Genomic DNA, 20,341 nt, shown 5'->3' on the forward strand with positions numbered 1-20,341 from the left:
TCCGTCACCAGGGGGAGAGAGTGGACGTAAAGCTCTGTCACCAGAGGGAGAGAGCGGAGGTAAGACTCCGTCACCAGGCCGACGGGTCACGGCCGTCGACAGCGAACACGCTCCCGTCGGGAGCGCTGCCGAAGACGTGGCCGTCGGCGAGCACGGGCTCGGGCAGGTCGGCCGCCACCCGGTCGGATGTGCCGAGCCGGACCGGGGTCTCGCCCACCAGCCGTCCGCTGTCGGCGTCCACGGCGAGCAGCCGGCCGTCGGGGGCGCTGACATACACATGCCGGCCGTCGGTGACGGGCGACGACATGCGAAGCAGGGACGTCTCCGTTCTCCAGAGCTGCCTGCCGTCCTCCATGTCGACGGCGACCAGCGAACCGCCCTCGCCCACGATGTAGACGACGTTCCCGCGGGCAGTGCCGTGGGCCTGCTGAACCTCACGGGGCAGCGCCACGCGCCGCGTGGTCCGGTCGGCGGGGGAGTAGCGGACCACGGACCTCGTGGCGCCGTAGGTCCCGTCGAGGGAGACGAAGAAGACCGATCCGTCCGACGCACCGGCGAGCTCCAACGCCCCCTCCAGCCGCGCGTCCCAACGCACGTCACCCGTGGCCGGGTCCACCGCGGCGACCCGCGTGCTCGACCCGTCGAGGGACTCGCTCGTCGTGTACACCAGCGGGTCCCCGGCGAACGAGACGAAGTACGGCGCCCTCTGCCCCGGTACGGTGCGGCTCCACTTCGTGTCGCCCGAGGCGCCGTCCACGCCGGTCACCGTGCCGTCGGCGCCGGTGAGCAGCACCATGCCGCCGACGGTCGAGGAGCTGCCGTGCGCGGGCGCGGTCCGCTGCCAGCGCGCCTTGCCCGTAGCGGGATCGAGCGCCTCCAGCCGACGGCCCGGCTCTGATGGCGGCTGCACGAGGCCGCCCGCCACGGCCGGCGGTCCGCCCAGGTCCGACGTGTCGCCGGAATGCAGCCACAGCAGCCGGCCGTCCTGCGGGTCGAGCCCGAAGACGAGGCCGCTCTGGGCGCACAGCACCTTCCCCGCGCCGAGGGAACACAGGGGCGTGCGCCCCTTGGCCGCCGGTACCGCGGCCCACCCGCCGAACCCGGCCGACGTGGTCCGCACGCTCTCGGGAGCCGGCTCCGGGTTCACACCGTCGAGAAGCTGTACGGAGACCAGCGTGAGGACCGTGGCGAGACCGACGGCCCCGGCCCCGAGGGCCAGCAGCCGACGCCGACGCCTTCCGGGCGGCCGTTCGGCCTCTTCCCCGACCCCTGGCCCCGGCGTCGATTCCGGCTCCTGTTCCTGCCCTTGCTGGATCCCGGGCTGGGGCTGGGGCTTCTCACTGGCACGCTGCGCCGGAATGAACGCCTGCGTGTCGTACGACGCCGCCACCGACCGCAGTTCCCGCATCATCTCGTCGGGCGTGGGCCGGTCCTCGGGCTCCTTGGCCAGGCATCGCAGCACGAGCGGCGCCAGATTCGCCGGTACGCCGGTCAGGTCCGGCTCGTCGTGCACCACCTGGTAGGCGACCACGTACGGGCTGTCGGAGTCGAACGGCCCCCGTCCCGTCGACGCGTGCACCATCACCGACCCGAGCGCGAAGATGTCGGCGGCGGGCCCGACCTCCCGGGGCCGCCGGAACTGCTCCGGTGCCATAAAGGGCGGCGTACCGATCAACTTCCCGGTCTCGGTGCGCAGTTCGCTGTCCTTTGGCCGAGAGATGCCGAAGTCGATGACCTTCGGTCCGTCGTCGGCGAGCAGCACATTGCTCGGTTTGAGGTCCCGGTGCACCACACCGACCCGGTGGATGTCGCGCAGCGCCTCCGCCAGCCCGGCCATCAGCCGCCGCAACTGCGCGGGCTCCATCGGCCCGTTCCGCTTGACGTGGTCGGCGAGCGTCGGCCCCGGGATGAACAGCGTGGCCATCCAGGGCCGTTCGGCCTCCGGATCGGCGTCCACGACGGGCGCGGTGAACGCCCCGCTCACCTTGCGTGCCGCACCCACCTCCTGCCGGAAACGGCCCCTGAACTCGGGATCCCGCGCGAACTCGGCATGCACGACCTTCACCGCGAGCTGCATGCCCGAGGTGCTCCGCGCCAGATGGACGACGCCCATGCCGCCGGAGCCCAGGTGTGACTCCAGGCGGTAGTGACCGGCGTACTCGGGAAGTTCCGCTTCCGCGCCCGCTCCGGCGTTCTGCTGTGGCGCCATGGGACCACCCCCGTGCTGTTCGTCCGCGCGCGCGACGCACGGAGCCTAGTCGATGACTCGTACGAGACAGAGGCGGCTTGCTAGCCTCCGTGTTCCCATCACGCACATGTGTGCGTGGCGTGATTTAGGGGAATCAACGGGACCCCATGGGAGTCATGGGGATCAACGGGGGAGGTATTTCCATGTCTGTGGACCGCGCTGAAGGGCTTGAGAGACCCGATGGGGTCGGCGTCGGCAACGGGGTCGGGAGAGACGAGGAAGAGGCGGTCATGACCCTGGCGGCCCCGGTGGCCACTGCCACGGCGGCCGAGGTCACGACCACGGAGGTGCGCTACTACCCGGTCGCGCCGGGCGTCCGCCTGAACGTCCGCCGGGGCCCCGGCACCCAGTACCCCATCGTCCGCATCCTGCCCGAGGGCGCCCGGGTCCCGATCTTCTGCCAGACGCCGGGCACGACGGTGACCGGCCCCTACGGCACGACGAACATCTGGGACAACATCGACGACGGCGAGTACGTCTCGGACGCCTATGTGAACACCGGCAGCGACGGCTACGTCCGACCGCGCTGCTCCTGAGCCCGGCGGATCCCGGCTGAACCTGGCGGATCCTGGCTGAGCCTGGCGGATCCCGGCTGAGCCGGCCGTTCCTTTCGGATCCCGGCCGATCCTGCCCCGCCCGGACTGTTTCCATTTCGCCGGAACCCGTCCGGAGCCCGCGGCCACACCGGAGCCATAATCGACTCGTGAGCGAGAAGAACGGCACCCCGGCAACCCCCGCGGGCTCCACGGGCCCCCGCCCCGAGCCCCTCCGCTTCTTCGGCACGACCTGGGTCGACCACGACAACGGCTACACCGCCCGCCGCATCGCCGTGGCCATCGGCTCCCTCGCCACCGCGGCCGTCTCCTGCCTGGTCCTGCGCTTCGCCTACCAGGGGATCCAGATCGCCGCAGTCGGGGGCTTCGTCACCGTCCTGGTGGTGGTGATGTTCGCGGTGTGCAGCGCCCTCGCCTTCCGCCACACCTGGGACGGCTTCACCAAACGCCCCGACCCCGACCGCCACGCCAATCTCCGCAGCCTCCTCATGATCGGCTTCGTCGGCTCCCTCCTCGCCTACTTCTTCCGCTCTCTCATCGAGGCCCCCGGCGAGAAGCTCCACCGCGAGGAATACGAGAAGGCCCGCAAGCAACACGACACCCGCACCACCCGCCGCACAGGCAACCCGGGCAAGAAGCGCCGCCGCCGCTGACCACGACCGGCCACCACCCCAACGCCTCCCCCCTCATTCCGCCCGCCCCAGCAGGCTCTGCCGCACCAGGCCCGCGCGGGGCGTTGCCGCGCTCCAGTCCCCTCAGAGCCGGCCCGCCACCTCGCCTGCACCTGCCTCCCCTGCGGGCCACCGGCGCCGCAACGTCCGTGCCAACTGAGCACGGTCTGCCGGATCCCCCAACCCCGAGCCTGTAGCCCGGGCGGGTGCCTGTGGCTCAGTCCGGGCGTGTCGTCCGCTGCCCCGGCTTCGGCTCTCTGCGGTCTCGGTACCTCGAGCCTGTAGCCCGGGCGGGTGCCTGTGGCTCAGTCCGGGCGTGTTGTCCGCTGCCCGGCTTCCCCTCTCTGTGATCTCGGTACCCCGAGCCCGTAGCCCGGGCGCCTGCCCACCGGCCAGCCTTGGCCCGCCCTCCGCCGCCGACCGCACCTCTCCGCAAAGCTCGATACCCCGACCACCCCACCCCCCGGGCGCCTGCCCACCGACCAGTCCGCCCCGCCCTCCGCCACCCCACCCCATCCCTCCGCGGCCTCAAGGCACATCGCACCAACCACGGCCACCATGGCCATATGACGGCCCCCTCACACACCGACCGCGCCCGCTCCTTCAACGCCGCCGCAGCCCAGTACGCCGCGAACCGCCCCGCCTACCCACCCGCCCTCTTCGACGCGATCGAGGACCTCGCAGGCCGCTCCCTCACCGGCGCACGCGTCGTCGACGTCGGCGCCGGCACAGGCATAGCCACGGCCCTCCTTCGACAGCGCGGCGCCGACGTCCTGGCCGTGGAACCCGGCGACGGCATGGCGGCCCAGTTCCGCCGCAGCCACCCCGACATCCCGATCGTCCGCGGCAACGGCAACGCCCTCCCCCTCGCCACCGCCTCCACCGACTTCCTCACCTACGCCCAGGCCTGGCACTGGACCGACCCCGCCCACTCGGCCCCGGAGGCCCTCCGCGTACTGCGGCCGGGCGCCGCACTGGCCCTGTGGTGGAACAGCACCCCCCTCGACATCCCCTGGCACATGACCCAGGCGCGCCGCATCGAACGCCGCTTCGGCCTTCACCCCGTCGTCGAGCAGGGAGCCAGCGGAGACCGAGCAGTCCAGAACGACCCCACCGGCCGCCTCGCCTTCACCCGCCGCAAGGTCCGCTGGAGCCGCCGCGTCCCCATCGACACCCACCTGGCGAACCTCGGCAGCCACTCGATCTTCCTCGTCCACGGCACAGAGGCGAGCACAGCCTTCCTCGCCGAGGAGAAGCAGAACCTCCTCAAGGAATTCCCGGACGGAATCATCGAAGAGACCTACGACGTCGACCTCCTCGTCGCCATCACCCCCTGACCCCCTTCCCCCAATCCCTCCTCGCGCCCGCGCTCCCCCTGCCGCCTCGGACACCAGCCCAACACCGAGCCGGGGAGCGCGGGCGAATCACGCACCGGACCTGAAAGTCCTCAGGACTCGCCACTCAGGGCTCAGGGCACAGGGACCGTGGAGGGGGGGCATTCACGTCCCCGGGGACCCGGCGGCCCCACCGCCCCACCACCCACTGCCCATCGCGCACCCCTCAGCACCCCACCCCACCTCGGCGCTTGACGGCGCAGCCCCACCGGAGGATATTCATCGCATGATGAATTATTCGCCCGCCCGATCTGATCCCCCCGACACCCCCCGCAACCCCGCCATCCGAGCCGACGCCCTGAACGTCATACGCGGCACCCGCCAAGTACTCCGCGACCTCGACTTCACCGTCCCGCGCGGCCAGATCACCGGGCTGCTCGGCCCGTCCGGCTGCGGCAAGACGACCCTCATGCGGGCGATCGTCGGAACCCAGGCCAAGGTCACCGGCACCCTGGACGTCCTCGGCCACCCCGCCGGCCACCCCGCCCTGCGCACTCGCATCGGCTACGTCACCCAAGCTCCCTCCGTCTATGACGACCTGACGATCAGCCAGAACCTCGCCTACTTCGCCGCGATCCTCGACCCGGGCCACGCAGCCGCCGACCGCCGCCACGAGAACGTCACCCGCGCCATCGCGGACGTCGACCTCACCAGCCACGCCGACGCCTTGGCCGGCAACCTCTCCGGCGGTCAGCGCAGCCGCGTCTCCCTCGCCGTCGCCCTCCTCGGCACCCCCGAACTCCTGGTCCTGGACGAACCGACGGTCGGCCTGGACCCGGTCCTGCGCCGCGACCTCTGGAACCTCTTCCACGACATCGCCGCCTCCCGCGGCGCCACCCTCCTCATCTCCTCCCACGTCATGGACGAGGCCGAGCGCTGCCACCGCCTCCTCCTCATGCGCGAGGGCCGCATCCTCGCCGACGACACCCCGGACGCCCTGCGCACCCGTACGAACTCCGAGACGGTCGAGGCGGCCTTCCTGCACCTGGTCGACGAGGCGGTCGCGGCCGCCCGCACGAAGGAGACCACCCGATGACCACGACAACGAGCACGTCCCCTGCACCCCGTCCCGCCCCCACCGGCCCCCTGAACCTGGCCCGCACAACCGCCACCGCCGCCCGGGTCCTGCGCCAGCTCCACCACGACCCGCGCAGCATCGCGCTGATGCTCCTCGTCCCCTGCGTGATGCTGTTCCTGCTGCGCTACGTCTTCGACGGCAGCCCGCACACCTTCGACAGCATCGGCGCCTCCCTCCTCGGGATCTTCCCGCTGATCACGATGTTCCTGGTCACCTCCATCGCCACCCTGCGCGAGCGCACCTCGGGCACCCTCGAACGCCTCCTCGCCATGCCCCTCGGCAAGGGCGACCTGATCGCCGGCTATGCCCTCGCCTTCGGCACCCTCGCGATCATCCAGTCCGCCCTGGCGACCGGACTCGCCCTCTGGTTCCTGGGCCTGGACGTCACCGGCAGCCCCTGGCTGCTCCTCCTCGTGGCCCTGCTCGACGCACTGCTCGGCACCGCGCTCGGTCTCTTCGTCTCGGCCTTCGCGGCCTCCGAATTCCAGGCCGTCCAGTTCATGCCGGCCGTGATCTTCCCCCAGCTCCTCCTCTGCGGCCTCTTCACTCCCCGCGACAACATGCACCCGGCCCTCGAAGCCATCTCCAACGTCCTCCCCATGTCCTACGCGGTCGACGGCATGAACGAGGTCCTCAAACACACCGACATGACCGCCAACTTCGTCCGCGACGCCCTGATCGTGGCCGGCTGTGCCCTGCTGGTCCTGGGCCTGGGCGCGGCGACGCTCCGGCGCCGGACGGCGTGACCGCCCCGGCACGACCAACCCCGGCGGCCCGTCCGTCCCACCCGTCCCGCCCACCGGACACGCCACCTCGAAAGCCGCCCCCGGTGCGAGGATGAACCCGGACGACGCAACCCCCGGAGGGCACCCCAGCCATGACCCAGAAAGTCGCAGTCCTCGGCACCGGCAAGATCGGCGAAGCCCTGCTCAGCGGAATGATCCGCGGCGGCTGGGCCCCGGCCGACCTCCTGGTGACAGCCCGCCGCGCGGAACGAGCCGAAGAACTCCGCACCCGCTACGGAGTCACGCCGGTCACCAACGCGGAAGCCGCCAAGACCGCCGACACCCTGATCCTCACGGTCAAGCCACAGGACATGGGCACCCTCCTCGACGAACTCGCCCCGCACGTCCCCGCCGACCGCCTGATCATCAGCGGAGCCGCAGGCATCCCCGCCTCCTTCTTCGAGGCCCGACTCGCCGCCGGAACCCCGGTGGTCCGTGTCATGACGAACACCCCCGCTCTCGTGGACGAGGCCATGTCCGTCATCTCGGCCGGCAGCCACGCCAGCGAAGCCGACCTCGCCCACACCGAGGAGATCTTCGGCTCCGTAGGCAAGACACTCCGGGTCCCCGAGTCCCAGCAGGACGCCTGCACGGCCCTCTCCGGCTCCGGCCCGGCGTACTTCTTCTACCTGGTCGAAGCCATGACCGACGCCGGCATCCTCCTCGGCCTGCCCCGCGACAAGGCCCACGACCTCATCGTCCAGTCCGCGATCGGCGCCGCGACGATGCTCCGCGACAGCGGCGAACACCCCGTCAAGCTCCGCGAGAACGTCACGTCCCCCGCCGGCACCACCATCAACGCCATCCGCGAACTCGAGAACCACGGCGTACGAGCCGCCCTCATTGCCGCCCTCGAAGCCGCCCGCGACCGCAGCCGCGAACTGGCCTCCGGCAACAACCAGTGACGCCAGGCCGCCCCTGCCCAGGGGCGGCCCAAGCGCAGCCCCTACACGGTCACCCCGATATCCGCGGCCGCAGCCGCCGGCAGCAACCCGATCGCCCGATACGCGGCATCCACGGTCGGCCGCGCCATCGCCCGAGCCCGCTCCGCACCATCGCGCAGCACCCCCTCCACATAGCCAGGATCCGCGCACAGCTCCCTGTGCTTCTCCTGCACAGGCCTGAGAACCTCGACCACGGCTTCCGCGGTGGCCGACTTCAAAGAGCCGTACGACTCATATACACCGCTCAGCTCCGTTGGGTTCCCACCCGTGCACGCCGCCAGAATCTCCAGCAGATTCGCCACCCCAGGCCGCGCGTCCCGGTCGTACACGACCTCCTGCCCGCTGTCGGTCACGGCCCGCATGACCTTCCTGCGCACCACATCCGGCTCATCGAGCAGATAGACGATCCCCGGCCCGGCGTCATCGCTCTTGCCCATCTTCGACATCGGGTCCTGCAGATTCATCACCCGAGCCGCGACCTGCGGATGCGTGGCCCGAGGCACCACGAACGTATGCCCGTACCGCTGGTTGAACCGCACGGCGAGGTCCCGCGTCAGCTCCACATGCTGTGTCTGATCGTCCCCGACCGGCACCTCCTCGGCCCCGTAGGCCAGGATGTCCGCCGCCATCAGCACGGGATACGTCAGCAAGGACAGCCGCACACTCCCGCCCCGCTCCCGCTCGCGCGCCGCCTTCTCCTTGTACTGGATCATCCGCCGCATCTCGCCGTCCGTGGCCACGCACTCCAGCACATACGACAGCCGCGCGTGCTCGTCCACATGACTCTGTACGAACACGGTGCACAGCTCCGGATCCAGCCCGGCCGCCAGCAGCAACGTCGCCGCCTGCCGACTGAGCCTGCGTACCCGCGCAGGATCGTGGTCCACCGTCAGGGCATGCAGATCGACGATGCAGAACAGCGCGTCGGCCCGGTGCTGGTCGACGGCAGCCCACCGCCGCATGGCCCCCAGGTAGTTCCCCAGCGTCAGATGCCCCGTCGGCTTGACCCCACTGAAGACCCGCGTCATCTCTTCCTCCACCTCCTGGTCGAGGCCGCCGTCCCGGCCGGCCGACCCTCAGGAGCTCTGGAGGGAGATACGAGAACGGCCGCCGAGGCGGCGGCCGTTGAGTGCATACGTGACTACGGCCGCCTTCAGGCGGCCCACCACAGCTGGGTGCACGTACGCGTTGTCATGTCCCTCAGACTACGCCCGAGAGCGCCGTCCGGCGTGAAGTTGACACGCCCCGGGCCGATCCGTAGTGTTCTCCGAGTTGTCCGACGTGAGCGCCGACTCCGGTCGGTCCCCGGACAGCCACTCCGCAAGTACCAACCAACACTCGACGACAGTCGATCTGTCTGCCGTCGTTTCATTGGCATGCGTATTTACGGAATGAGGAATCCGCGCTCGACAGAGCGCAGCCCCGATTAGCTCGGGAGCGAGGAATCCGCTAAAGTCTCACTCGTCGGAACGGCCGAACAGCCGCGAAGACAAGCCCCGCTGACTGGGGGTCAGGCCGAGAAGGATCTGATAAAGTCGGAACCGCCGGAAAGGGAAACGCGAGAGCGGAAACCTGGAAAGCACCGAGGAAATCGGATCGAGAAAAGATCTGATAGAGTCGGAAACGCAAGACCGAAGGGAAGCGCCCGGAGGAAAGCCCGAGAGGGTGAGTACAAAGGAAGCGTCCGTTCCTTGAGAACTCAACAGCGTGCCAAAAATCAACGCCAGATATGTTGATACCCCGTCTCCGGCCATCACGGCTGGGACGAGGTTCCTTTGAAAAAACACAGCGAGGACGCTGTGAACGGTCGGGCCTATTCCGCTCGACTGTTCCGCTCTCGTGATGTGTCGTCCCGATTACGGGAAAACATTCACGGAGAGTTTGATCCTGGCTCAGGACGAACGCTGGCGGCGTGCTTAACACATGCAAGTCGAACGATGAACCACTTCGGTGGGGATTAGTGGCGAACGGGTGAGTAACACGTGGGCAATCTGCCCTTCACTCTGGGACAAGCCCTGGAAACGGGGTCTAATACCGGATACCACTCTCGCAGGCATCTGTGAGGGTTGAAAGCTCCGGCGGTGAAGGATGAGCCCGCGGCCTATCAGCTTGTTGGTGAGGTAATGGCTCACCAAGGCGACGACGGGTAGCCGGCCTGAGAGGGCGACCGGCCACACTGGGACTGAGACACGGCCCAGACTCCTACGGGAGGCAGCAGTGGGGAATATTGCACAATGGGCGAAAGCCTGATGCAGCGACGCCGCGTGAGGGATGACGGCCTTCGGGTTGTAAACCTCTTTCAGCAGGGAAGAAGCGAAAGTGACGGTACCTGCAGAAGAAGCGCCGGCTAACTACGTGCCAGCAGCCGCGGTAATACGTAGGGCGCAAGCGTTGTCCGGAATTATTGGGCGTAAAGAGCTCGTAGGCGGCTTGTCACGTCGGGTGTGAAAGCCCGGGGCTTAACCCCGGGTCTGCATTCGATACGGGCTAGCTAGAGTGTGGTAGGGGAGATCGGAATTCCTGGTGTAGCGGTGAAATGCGCAGATATCAGGAGGAACACCGGTGGCGAAGGCGGATCTCTGGGCCATTACTGACGCTGAGGAGCGAAAGCGTGGGGAGCGAACAGGATTAGATACCCTGGTAGTCCACGCCGTAAACGGTGGGAACTAGGTGTTGGCGACATTCCACGTCGTCGGTGCCGCAGCTAACGCATTAAGTTCCCCGCCTGGGGAGTACGGCCGCAAGGCTAAAACTCAAAGGAATTGACGGGGGCCCGCACAAGCAGCGGAGCATGTGGCTTAATTCGACGCAACGCGAAGAACCTTACCAAGGCTTGACATACACCGGAAACGGCCAGAGATGGTCGCCCCCTTGTGGTCGGTGTACAGGTGGTGCATGGCTGTCGTCAGCTCGTGTCGTGAGATGTTGGGTTAAGTCCCGCAACGAGCGCAACCCTTGTCCTGTGTTGCCAGCATGCCCTTCGGGGTGATGGGGACTCACAGGAGACCGCCGGGGTCAACTCGGAGGAAGGTGGGGACGACGTCAAGTCATCATGCCCCTTATGTCTTGGGCTGCACACGTGCTACAATGGCCGGTACAATGAGCTGCGAAACCGTGAGGTGGAGCGAATCTCAAAAAGCCGGTCTCAGTTCGGATTGGGGTCTGCAACTCGACCCCATGAAGTCGGAGTTGCTAGTAATCGCAGATCAGCATTGCTGCGGTGAATACGTTCCCGGGCCTTGTACACACCGCCCGTCACGTCACGAAAGTCGGTAACACCCGAAGCCGGTGGCCCAACCCCTTGTGGGAGGGAGCTGTCGAAGGTGGGACTGGCGATTGGGACGAAGTCGTAACAAGGTAGCCGTACCGGAAGGTGCGGCTGGATCACCTCCTTTCTAAGGAGCACTTCTTACCGAGCTCTTCGGGGCGAGGTCAGAGGCCAGTACATCAGCGAATGTCTGATGCTGGTTGCTCATGGGTGGAACGTTGATTATTCGGCCGGGTTTTCGGGTCGGAGGCTGCTAGTACTGCTCGCAAGAGCGTGGAACGCATGATCTCCGGACGGAGCCTGGCCGGGCACGCTGTTGGGTGTCTGAGGGTACGGCCGAATGCGGCTGCCTTCAGTGCCGGCCCCGGTGAAGCATCGCGTGAGTGGTGTGTGACGGGTGGCTGGTCGTTGTTTGAGAACTGCACAGTGGACGCGAGCATCTGTGGCCAAGTTTTTAAGGGCGCACGGTGGATGCCTTGGCACCAGGAACCGATGAAGGACGTGGGAGGCCACGATAGTCCCCGGGGAGTCGTCAACCAGGCTTTGATCCGGGGGTTTCCGAATGGGGAAACCCGGCAGTCGTCATGGGCTGTCACCCATACCTGAACACATAGGGTATGTGGAGGGAACGCGGGGAAGTGAAACATCTCAGTACCCGCAGGAAGAGAAAACAACCGTGATTCCGGGAGTAGTGGCGAGCGAAACTGGATGAGGCTAAACCGTATACGTGTGAGACCCGGCAGGGGTTGCGTATGCGGGGTTGTGGGATCTCTCTTCTGTCGTCTGCCGGCGACAGGACGAGTCAGAAACCGTTGATGTAGGCGAAGGACATGCGAAAGGTCCGGCGTAGAGGGTAAGACCCCCGTAGTCGAAACGTCAGCGGCTCGTTTGAGAGACACCCAAGTAGCACGGGGCCCGAGAAATCCCGTGTGAATCTGGCGGGACCACCCGCTAAGCCTAAATATTCCCTGGTGACCGATAGCGGATAGTACCGTGAGGGAATGGTGAAAAGTACCCCGGGAGGGGAGTGAAATAGTACCTGAAACCGTGTGCCTACAAGCCGTGGGAGCGTCGGATGGAAGCTTGCTTCCATCTCGTGACTGCGTGCCTTTTGAAGAATGAGCCTGCGAGTTTGCGGTGTGTTGCGAGGTTAACCCGTGTGGGGAAGCCGTAGCGAAAGCGAGTCCGAATAGGGCGATATAGTAGCGCGCTCAAGACCCGAAGCGGAGTGATCTAGCCATGGGCAGGTTGAAGCGGAGGTAAGACTTCGTGGAGGACCGAACCCACCAGGGTTGAAAACCTGGGGGATGACCTGTGGTTAGGGGTGAAAGGCCAATCAAACTCCGTGATAGCTGGTTCTCCCCGAAATGCATTTAGGTGCAGCGTCGTGTGTTTCTTGCCGGAGGTAGAGCACTGGATAGGCGATGGGCCCTACCGGGTTACTGACCTTAGCCAAACTCCGAATGCCGGTAAGTGAGAGCGCGGCAGTGAGACTGTGGGGGATAAGCTCCATGGTCGAGAGGGAAACAGCCCAGAGCATCGACTAAGGCCCCTAAGCGTACGCTAAGTGGGAAAGGATGTGGAGTCGCAGAGACAACCAGGAGGTTGGCTTAGAAGCAGCCACCCTTGAAAGAGTGCGTAATAGCTCACTGGTCTAGTGATTCCGCGCCGACAATGTAGCGGGGCTCAAGCGTACCGCCGAAGTCGTGTCATTGCGATATATACCCCCAACGGGGATCGTGATGGGTAGGGGAGCGTCGTGTGCCGGGTGAAGCCGCGCCGGAAGGCAGTGGTGGACGGTTCACGAGTGAGAATGCAGGCATGAGTAGCGATTCACACGTGAGAAACGTGTGCGCCGATTGACTAAGGGTTCCTGGGTCAAGCTGATCTGCCCAGGGTAAGTCGGGACCTAAGGCGAGGCCGACAGGCGTAGTCGATGGATAACCGGTTGATATTCCGGTACCCGCTGTGAAGCGTCAAACATCGAACCAGGCGATGCTAAGTCCGTGAAGCCGCCCTGGAGCCTTCGGGCAAAGGGGAGTGGTGGAGCCGACGGACCAGACTTGTAGTAGGTGAGTGATGGGGTGACGCAGGAAGGTAGTCCAGCCCGGGCGGTGGTTGTCCCGGGGTAAGGGTGTAGGCCGGTGTGTAGGTAAATCCGCACACCGTTAAGGCTGAGACCTGATGCCGAGCCGATTGTGGTGAAGTGGATGATCCTATGCTGTCGAGAAAAGCCTCTAGCGAGTTTCATGGCGGCCCGTACCCTAAACCGACTCAGGTGGTCAGGTAGAGAATACCGAGGCGTTCGGGTGAACTATGGTTAAGGAACTCGGCAAAATGCCCCCGTAACTTCGGGAGAAGGGGGGCCACACCTGGTGATGGCACTTGCTGCTTGAGCTGGGGGTGGCCGCAGAGACCAGCGAGAAGCGACTGTTTACTAAAAACACAGGTCCGTGCGAAGCCGTAAGGCGATGTATACGGACTGACGCCTGCCCGGTGCTGGAACGTTAAGGGGACCGGTTAGTCATGATTCGTCATGGCGAAGCTGAGAACTTAAGCGCCAGTAAACGGCGGTGGTAACTATAACCATCCTAAGGTAGCGAAATTCCTTGTCGGGTAAGTTCCGACCTGCACGAATGGCGTAACGACTTCTCGACTGTCTCAACCATAGGCCCGGTGAAATTGCACTACGAGTAAAGATGCTCGTTTCGCGCAGCAGGACGGAAAGACCCCGGGACCTTTACTACAGTTTGATATTGGTGTTCGGTTCGGCTTGTGTAGGATAGGTGGGAGACTGTGAAGCGGGCACGCCAGTGTTCGTGGAGTCGTCGTTGAAATACCACTCTGGTCGTGCTGGATGTCTAACCTGGGTCCGTGATCCGGATCAGGGACAGTGTCTGATGGGTAGTTTAACTGGGGCGGTTGCCTCCTAAAGGGTAACGGAGGCGCCCAAAGGTTCCCTCAGCCTGGTTGGCAATCAGGTGTTGAGTGTAAGTGCACAAGGGAGCTTGACTGTGAGACCGACGGGTCGAGCAGGGACGAAAGTCGGGACTAGTGATCCGGCGGTGGCTTGTGGAAGCGCCGTCGCTCAACGGATAAAAGGTACCCCGGGGATAACAGGCTGATCTTCCCCAAGAGTCCATATCGACGGGATGGTTTGGCACCTCGATGTCGGCTCGTCGCATCCTGGGGCTGGAGTCGGTCCCAAGGGTTGGGCTGTTCGCCCATTAAAGCGGTACGCGAGCTGGGTTTAGAACGTCGTGAGACAGTTCGGTCCCTATCCGCTGTGCGCGTAGGAGTCTTGAGAAGGGCTGTCCCTAGTACGAGAGGACCGGGACGGACGAACCTCTGGTGTGCCAGTTGTTCTGCCAAGGGCATGGCTGGTTGGCTACGTTCGGGAGGGATAACCGCTGAAAGCATCTAAGCGGGAAGCCTGCTTCGAGATGAGGACTCCCACCCACTTGATGGGGTAAGGCTCCCAGTAGACGACTGGGTTGATAGGCCGGATCTGGAAGCACCGTGAGGTGTGGAGGTGACCGGTACTAATAGGCCGAGGGCTTGTCCTCAGTTGCTCGCGTCCACTGTGTTGGTTCTGAAACCACGAACGGCCCCGCGTTTCCATGGAGCGTGGTGCGGCATGTTTGACAGTTTCATAGTGTTTCGGTGGTTATAGCGTGAGGGAAACGCCCGGTTACATTCCGAACCCGGAAGCTAAGCCTTACAGCGCCGATGGTACTGCAGGGGGGACCCTGTGGGAGAGTAGGACGCCGCCGAACAAAATTTGAAGAAAACCCCGCACCTTTCGGTGCGGGGTTTTCTGCGTTTAGGCTCACCGTATGCGCTATGACCTCGTCATTTTCGACAACGATGGTGTGCTCGTCGACAGCGAGCCCATCTCCAATCGGCTGCTGGCTGAGTATCTGACCGAGCTGGGGCATCCGACGTCGTACGAGGACTCCATTCGGGACTACATGGGGTCCGCGATGCACCGGATCCACGATCTGATCGAGGAGCGGACGGGGCAGCGGCTGCCGGCTGACTTCGATGACGTCTTTCATGCGAGGGTGTTCGCGGCGTTCGAGCGGGAATTGAAGGCGGTGGACGGAGCCGCGGATGTGCTGGCGAGGCTTGCCGAGGATGGGGTGCCGTACTGTGTGGCCTCCTCGGGTAGTCATGAGCGGATCCGGGTGGGGCATCGGACGACTGGGCTGGACCGGTGGTTCGACGGCGGGCGGATCTTCAGCTCGCAGGATGTGGGGCGGGGGAAGCCGGCACCCGACCTGTTTCTGTACGCGGCCGAGCGGATGGGGGTCGCGCCGGAGCGGTGTGTCGTCGTCGAGGACAGTCCGCTGGGGGTGCAGGCGGCCGTCGCGGCCGGGATGGATGTCCTTGGGTTCACTGCCATGACGCCAGTTGAGAGGCTGGTGGGTGCCACTCGACTCTTCTCGGATATGGGGGAGTTGGCCGAGCTGGTCGTTTGACATTGGTCATGCCGAGCTCCGGACGTTCGTTCCTGCTGGGCGGGCTCCGATGGGCGGGACGCTGAGTGCATGACGACGCGGACGAGCAAGCAGGACGCCTTCGGGCCGCTGATCCTGGTGTCGGTGGCGCTGGGGCGGCCGCTGATGACCGCGGGGCTCAAGCCCTCCCTGGTGCAGGGCGACCCGGGGAGGGAGGCTGCTTGGGCGCGGCTGGTGTTGTGCGGCGCGTGGGGGGTGCGTACACGGTGCCCGTGGACACCATGGTGTGGCTCGGGTCCGTGATCCTGGTCGGCTCCATGGCGTTGGCCTTCTTGGTCAGCCGGGTTGTGGCCGCCGGGCCCATGGCGCGGCTGGTCATCGCCGAGGTGAAGGCGGCCGAGAGGGCCGTGCGGTCCGAGGTTGCCGTCGCCGTCTGAGGGTGGAGTCGGTAAAGCTGAGGGAAATTCATCTTTGGCTGGATCTACCCACGGGTAGTCCGGGGCCCTACGCTCGCCGCCATGACTGATGTGCTGCGGCGCGGTAGGGCCTCGTTGGCGTTCAGCTTCTTCGCTCAGGGTGTCGCCTTTGCCCTGCTCGTGACCCGGATTCCGGCCATCCAGGACCGGTACGGGGTCTCCGACGCGCTGCTGCCCGCGTTCCTCGCGGCCGTGCCGATCCTGGCCGGCGTGGGGAGTGTGGCGACCGAGCGGCTGGTGAGGCGCATACCGCCGAGTCGGCTGCTGCGGTGGTCCCAGCCCGTCGTGCTCCTGGCGCTGCTCGGGGTGGGGGCAGGGGAGCGCATGGTCGAGCTGGGGCTTGCGCTTGCCGCGTTCGGGCTGGCCGTGGGTGTGCTCGACGCCTCGATGAACATGCTCGGGGTGAGTCTGCAGCGGTCGTACGGGCGCAGCATCATGCTCAGCTTTCACGCTGCGTACAGTCTGGGCGGGATTGTGGGGGCCTCGTTGGCCTGGGTGGGGGCGCACTGGGATCTGGCGCTGTTCGTGTCCTATCTGCCGGTCGTCGTGGTGTTGTTGCCGGCTGCGCTGGTGGGGAGTCGGTGGTACGTCGATGGCGGGAGTGGCAGTGGGGGTGGGGGCTCTGTTGTGGCGGGGGGCTCGGGGGAGCGTGGGGGCGTCGCCTTCAAGGTGCTGTTGCCGTTCTGTCTGGTGATGACCTTCGCCTATATCGGGGACTCGACCGTCTCCAACTGGAGCGCGAAGTATCTGCAGGACGTGCTGGGGAGTTCGGAGCAGCTGGCGACTGTGCCGTACAACGTCTACATGGTCACCACGTTGCTGGGGCGGGCCATCGGGGACCTCGGGGTGCGGAGGTTCGGGGCCGTCGCGGTGGTGCGGGCGGGGGCGCTGGTGGCCGCTGTCGGGTTCGCGGTGGTGGCCGGGGCGTCGGGGGCGTGGGTCGGGATGCTGGGGTTCACGCTGCTCGGGCTGGGGTTGTGTGTGGTGGTGCCGCAGACGTTCGCGGCGGCTGGGCGGCTTGCTGGTGACAGAGGCGGGCCGGGGGCTTCGGATGCTGCCATTGCGCGGCTCAATGTGTTCAATTACGTGGGGTTTTTGATCGGTTCGCCGCTGGTGGGTGCGCTGGGCGATGCGTGGAGTTATCGCGGGGCCATGCTTGTGCCGATGGTGTTGGTGCTGGTGACGCTTGTGTACGCCCGGTCGTTCGCCGCTCAACCGGACCGATACGGTGGCGGGCATGAGCGGCCGCGCACAGCTGATGTGGGACGAGGCAGTAACGGGCTATGACTTCGGCCGGGACCATCCGATGGACCCGGTGCGGCTGGCCCTGACCAGGAGGCTCGTCGATGCCTTCGGGCTGGACAAGGACGTGGACGTCGTCGCGGCGCAGCCGGCCGGGGAGTCGACGTTGCGGCTGGTGCACCGGGAGGACTACATCGAGGCCGTGAAGGCGGCGTCGGTGGATCCGCGGGCGGCGGATCAGTCGTACGGGCTCGGGACGCTGGATGATCCCGCGTTCGCGGGGATGCATGAGGTGTCGGCGCTGATCGCCGGGCAGTCTGTGGGGGCGGCGGAGGCCGTGTGGCGGGGGGACGCGCTGCACGCGGTGAACTTCGCGGGTGGGCTGCATCATGCGATGCCCGGGGGTGCGTCGGGGTTCTGTATCTACAACGACGCCTCGCTGGCTGTCGCGCGGTTGTTGGAGCTCGGGGCCGAGCGGGTCGCCTACATCGATGTCGACGTGCATCACGGGGATGGGGTGCAGGCGGCGTTCTGGGAGGATCCGCGGGTGCTGACGGTTTCGTTGCACGAGCATCCTCGTACGTTGTTTCCGCAGACCGGGTGGCCGGAGGAGACCGGGGGCGGGGGTGCGGAGGGGACGGCCGTCAATGTCGCGTTGCCGGCCGGGACCGGGGATGCGGGGTGGTTGCGGGCGTTTCATGCCGTGGTGCCGGAGGTGATCGCTGATTTTCGGCCGCAGGTGTTGGTGACTCAGCATGGGGCCGATACGCACTTCGAGGATCCGTTGGCGCATCTTGCCGTGTCGTTGGATGCGCAGCGGGCTGTGCAGGTGGCGTGTCATGACCTGGCGCATGAGTACGCCGGGGGGAAGTGGGTCGCGCTGGGTGGGGGTGGGTACGCCGTGGTGGAGGTCGTGCCTCGGTCGTGGACGCATCTGGTGGGGATTGCGGCGGGGCGGCCGATTGAGCCTTCGGCGGTGATTCCGGAGGGGTGGCGGCAGGAAGTCTTTGCGCGGACTCGGCAGTTGGGGCCGGTGCGGATGACTGATGGGCGGTGGCCTGTGTCGTGGGGGGACTGGGAGGCGGGGTACGACCCTGCGGATCGGTTGGATCAGGCTGTGCTGGCGACTCGGAAGGCTGTGTTTCCGTTGCGGGGGTTGTTGGCGTAGGGCAGGCGTAGAGGGCTGGGGGCTGGGGGCTGGGGGTGCGTGTGGGGCGGGTTTTCTTCGCCCCCGCCGCCCCTACCCGTCCCGTCCTCCAGGGGCTCTGCCCCTTCGACCCCGGGGCGTTTCCGGGGGCTGCGCCCCCAGACCCCCGCTTCGGCCCTGAAGGGGCCTCGTCCTCAAACGCCGGACGGGCTGAAATGCCGGTGCCGGCGCCGAGAAGTCGCCCTCGCCCAGATCATGCCCCCTGCGGGTGGATGGGGGCTCGGGATGGCGGGGCCTCATGTGGCCCTTGCTCAGAGGGCGTCCCCTGGGTGGGTGGGGGTTCGGGATGGCGTGCCCGATGCTCGGGCGCCGGGCGGGCTGAGATGCCTGGGCCCGGGTTGAGAGGTGCTGCCTCGGCCGCGCCCGTGCAGTGACCGCCAATCCCCTGTGGCGAAGCCGTCCTTGTGTGAGGGGTGTGGTGGGGTTCCTTAGCCCAACCGCGCGGTGTTTGTCCGTTCGCCCGGCCCCGTGGTGGTCCGTCCGTCACCATCGCTCACGTGTTGAGTACCGGAGCCCTTCGTGCCCATCTCCTGGCCGCTCGGCTTGCCGGGACCGTGGCTACCTCTCGGGAGGTGAGTCTTCGGAGTTATCGGCTTTTTGCTGCTCGGGATCCTCGGGTGCTCATTGGGCTTGATCCCGAGTGGAGCTGGCGGGTGCGGGATTTGATCGGGTTGATGGCGGACAAGTGTGGGGTTTCGGCCGATCCGGCGCATGTATCCGGCCTTGATGTGATCGATCCTGGGCGGACTCTGAGTGGGTTGAATGCTTTCGCTGAGCGGATCGGGGTGGCCGCGGAGCGCCGTGTGCCGGTGCTGATCGGTACCGGGCATCCGCATCGACTGCTCGGGTTCTACGCCGCCTTGGCGGACGCGTTGTCGGCGGCGGGGTGTACCGTCCTCACCCCCGCGCATGGTCATTGTGTCGACATAACGACCCGGTTCGGCCTACGCACGTACAACCTTGACTACGTACGAGGAGTCGCGTTGGTGCGGGAAGCCGGCGCCCTGAGCTCCGGGCGTGAGACCGGCGCACATACGCATTCACCGCTCCCGGTTCGTACCGCTCTGGCCGCCGCGGCCGAGGCTGGCGGGCCGTTGCCGGAGCTGGTGATCGGGGATCACGGTTGGGTCTGCGGGGCAGGTCAGCTGGGGTTTGAGGCCATTGGTCTCGCCGATACGAATGACCCCGCGCTCTTTGTGGGGGAGGCCGAGGGGTCGGTGTCCGTCGTCGTTCCACTTGATGACGCTGTGCGGTCTGATTACTACCGGCCGCTTACCCGCTACGTACTCAATCGAGCGTGTCTGTCACAGTAGGTCGCCGATGGCTGCACCTCTTCCCCACTCGCATCACCCGCCCCTACATTGGGGAGTGAGCACGCAGCGACGAAGAGTCACCGGAAGGGGAAGCCGGTGGCCGTCGAGTGCGGAAGGTTCAGGTGTGTCATGGCTGCAGCTGGCGAGAGGCCTCTGAACGAGGTTCAGTTCCTTACCGTGGCGGAAGTCGCCTCGGTGATGCGAGTGTCGAAGATGACCGTGTACCGGCTGGTGCACAGCGGTCATCTGCCCGCGATCCGGGTGGGGCGGTCCTTCCGCGTCCCCGAGCAAGCGGTTCACGAGTACCTCCGCGAGAGTTATGTGGGGGTGGAAACCGCCTGACGGCGACGGGTGAGGGGGCGTCCTCAGGGCTTTGCGGGATTCCCCCTCGTCCCCTCGATTACGACCTCAGCGCTCGGGCGGGTAGGCTAGCCCCTCGTAGGTCGTGTGGGCCCATGGCGCCCAAACACCGAGTGATGAGAAGTGAGCGAGGGTAGTCGTGGGCTCTGTTATCAAGAAGCGGCGCAAGCGGATGGCCAAGAAGAAGCACCGCAAGCTGCTCAAGCGCACGCGCGTTCAGCGTCGCAACAAGAAGTGAGCGACGCCGCGGAAGCGGCGCATGGCGTGTCTGTGGCCCCCCACCACATCCGGTGGGGGGCCACACGCGTATCGGGGGCGGTGTACGAAGGGCCGAACCCTGT

14 protein-coding genes, 3 rRNA genes and 1 pseudogene are annotated in these 20,341 nt (G+C 66.3%); 16 read left to right on the plus strand and 2 right to left on the minus strand.

Translation table 11 applies throughout. The features are described from left to right. Nucleotides 1-70 precede the first annotated feature (70 nt). Entirely contained in the window at nucleotides 71-2,209 is a 2,139-nt protein-coding gene (locus tag EJ357_RS26350) for a protein kinase domain-containing protein (protein ID WP_126394053.1), read from the minus strand. Between the two features lie 182 nt (nucleotides 2,210-2,391). Between EJ357_RS26350 and EJ357_RS26355 the strand changes: the two genes are divergently transcribed. The 6 genes from EJ357_RS26355 (at nucleotide 2,392) to proC (ending at nucleotide 7,635) form a co-directional block, all read left to right on the plus strand. Beyond that, nucleotides 2,392-2,784, plus strand: coding sequence for an SH3 domain-containing protein (locus tag EJ357_RS26355; RefSeq protein WP_175647536.1), 393 nt, complete (start codon nucleotides 2,392-2,394; stop codon nucleotides 2,782-2,784). A gap of 167 nt (nucleotides 2,785-2,951) precedes the next feature. After that, entirely contained in the window at nucleotides 2,952-3,455 is a 504-nt protein-coding gene (locus EJ357_RS26360) for an EamA/RhaT family transporter (RefSeq protein ID WP_126394055.1), read from the plus strand. Nucleotides 3,456-4,039: 584 nt separating this feature from the next. Further along, the gene (locus tag EJ357_RS26365) at nucleotides 4,040-4,810 is read left to right on the plus strand and encodes a class I SAM-dependent methyltransferase (protein ID WP_126394056.1); all 771 of its coding nucleotides are present in this window, start codon (nucleotides 4,040-4,042) and stop codon (nucleotides 4,808-4,810) included. Nucleotides 4,811-5,093: 283 nt separating this feature from the next. Beyond that, nucleotides 5,094-5,903, plus strand: a complete 810-nt coding sequence (locus EJ357_RS26370) for an ABC transporter ATP-binding protein (RefSeq protein ID WP_126394057.1) — start codon at nucleotides 5,094-5,096, stop codon at nucleotides 5,901-5,903. Further along, complete coding sequence (locus EJ357_RS26375; protein ID WP_126394058.1) at nucleotides 5,900-6,691, plus strand: ABC transporter permease; 792 nt, start codon at nucleotides 5,900-5,902, stop codon at nucleotides 6,689-6,691. Before EJ357_RS26370 ends, EJ357_RS26375 begins: the two co-directional genes overlap by 4 nt. Before the next feature lie 131 nt (nucleotides 6,692-6,822). Beyond that, a complete protein-coding gene (proC, locus tag EJ357_RS26380) occupies nucleotides 6,823-7,635 on the plus strand; it encodes a pyrroline-5-carboxylate reductase (RefSeq protein ID WP_126394059.1) in 813 nt (270 codons plus the stop codon). A 41-nt stretch (nucleotides 7,636-7,676) separates the two neighbouring features. Here proC and trpS read toward each other — a convergent pair whose 3' ends face one another. Then, complete coding sequence (gene trpS, locus EJ357_RS26385) at nucleotides 7,677-8,702, minus strand: tryptophan--tRNA ligase (protein ID WP_126394060.1); 1,026 nt, start codon at nucleotides 8,700-8,702, stop codon at nucleotides 7,677-7,679. An 841-nt stretch (nucleotides 8,703-9,543) separates the two neighbouring features. Here trpS and EJ357_RS26395 point away from each other — a divergent pair. The 10 genes and pseudogenes from EJ357_RS26395 to EJ357_RS26445 all read left to right on the plus strand — a co-directional run bounded on the left by EJ357_RS26395 (nucleotide 9,544) and on the right by EJ357_RS26445 (nucleotide 20,238). Beyond that, nucleotides 9,544-11,069, plus strand: a 16S ribosomal RNA gene (locus EJ357_RS26395). Between the two features lie 317 nt (nucleotides 11,070-11,386). Beyond that, nucleotides 11,387-14,508: ribosomal RNA gene (locus tag EJ357_RS26400) — 23S ribosomal RNA — on the plus strand. A gap of 93 nt (nucleotides 14,509-14,601) precedes the next feature. Further along, nucleotides 14,602-14,718: ribosomal RNA gene (gene rrf, locus EJ357_RS26405) — 5S ribosomal RNA — on the plus strand. Together the 16S, 23S and 5S rRNA genes form the textbook arrangement of a ribosomal RNA operon. Before the next feature lie 60 nt (nucleotides 14,719-14,778). After that, entirely contained in the window at nucleotides 14,779-15,423 is a 645-nt protein-coding gene (locus EJ357_RS26410) for an HAD family hydrolase (protein ID WP_126394061.1), read from the plus strand. Between the two features lie 111 nt (nucleotides 15,424-15,534). Then, nucleotides 15,535-15,839: pseudogene (locus EJ357_RS49535) on the plus strand (VC0807 family protein); the annotation flags it as partial. Between the two features lie 81 nt (nucleotides 15,840-15,920). Beyond that, complete coding sequence (locus EJ357_RS26420) at nucleotides 15,921-17,165, plus strand: MFS transporter (protein ID WP_126394062.1); 1,245 nt, start codon at nucleotides 15,921-15,923, stop codon at nucleotides 17,163-17,165. Next, entirely contained in the window at nucleotides 17,116-18,288 is a 1,173-nt protein-coding gene (locus EJ357_RS26425) for an acetoin utilization protein AcuC (RefSeq protein WP_126394063.1), read from the plus strand. The genes EJ357_RS26420 and EJ357_RS26425 overlap by 50 nt, the downstream gene beginning before the upstream one ends. 536 nt (nucleotides 18,289-18,824) lie before the next feature. Next, the gene (locus EJ357_RS26435; RefSeq protein WP_126394065.1) at nucleotides 18,825-19,640 is read left to right on the plus strand and encodes a phosphatase; all 816 of its coding nucleotides are present in this window, start codon (nucleotides 18,825-18,827) and stop codon (nucleotides 19,638-19,640) included. A gap of 129 nt (nucleotides 19,641-19,769) precedes the next feature. Continuing rightward, entirely contained in the window at nucleotides 19,770-19,982 is a 213-nt protein-coding gene (locus EJ357_RS26440; protein WP_004984898.1) for a helix-turn-helix domain-containing protein, read from the plus strand. A gap of 157 nt (nucleotides 19,983-20,139) precedes the next feature. Beyond that, on the plus strand, nucleotides 20,140-20,238 hold the full coding sequence (locus EJ357_RS26445; RefSeq protein WP_003948845.1) for a 30S ribosomal protein bS22: 99 nt from the start codon (nucleotides 20,140-20,142) through the stop codon (nucleotides 20,236-20,238). The last annotated feature ends 103 nt before the right edge of the window (nucleotides 20,239-20,341 follow it).

Source organism: Streptomyces cyaneochromogenes (assembly GCF_003963535.1).
GTDB classification, from domain to species: Bacteria; Actinomycetota; Actinomycetes; order Streptomycetales; family Streptomycetaceae; genus Streptomyces; species Streptomyces shaanxiensis.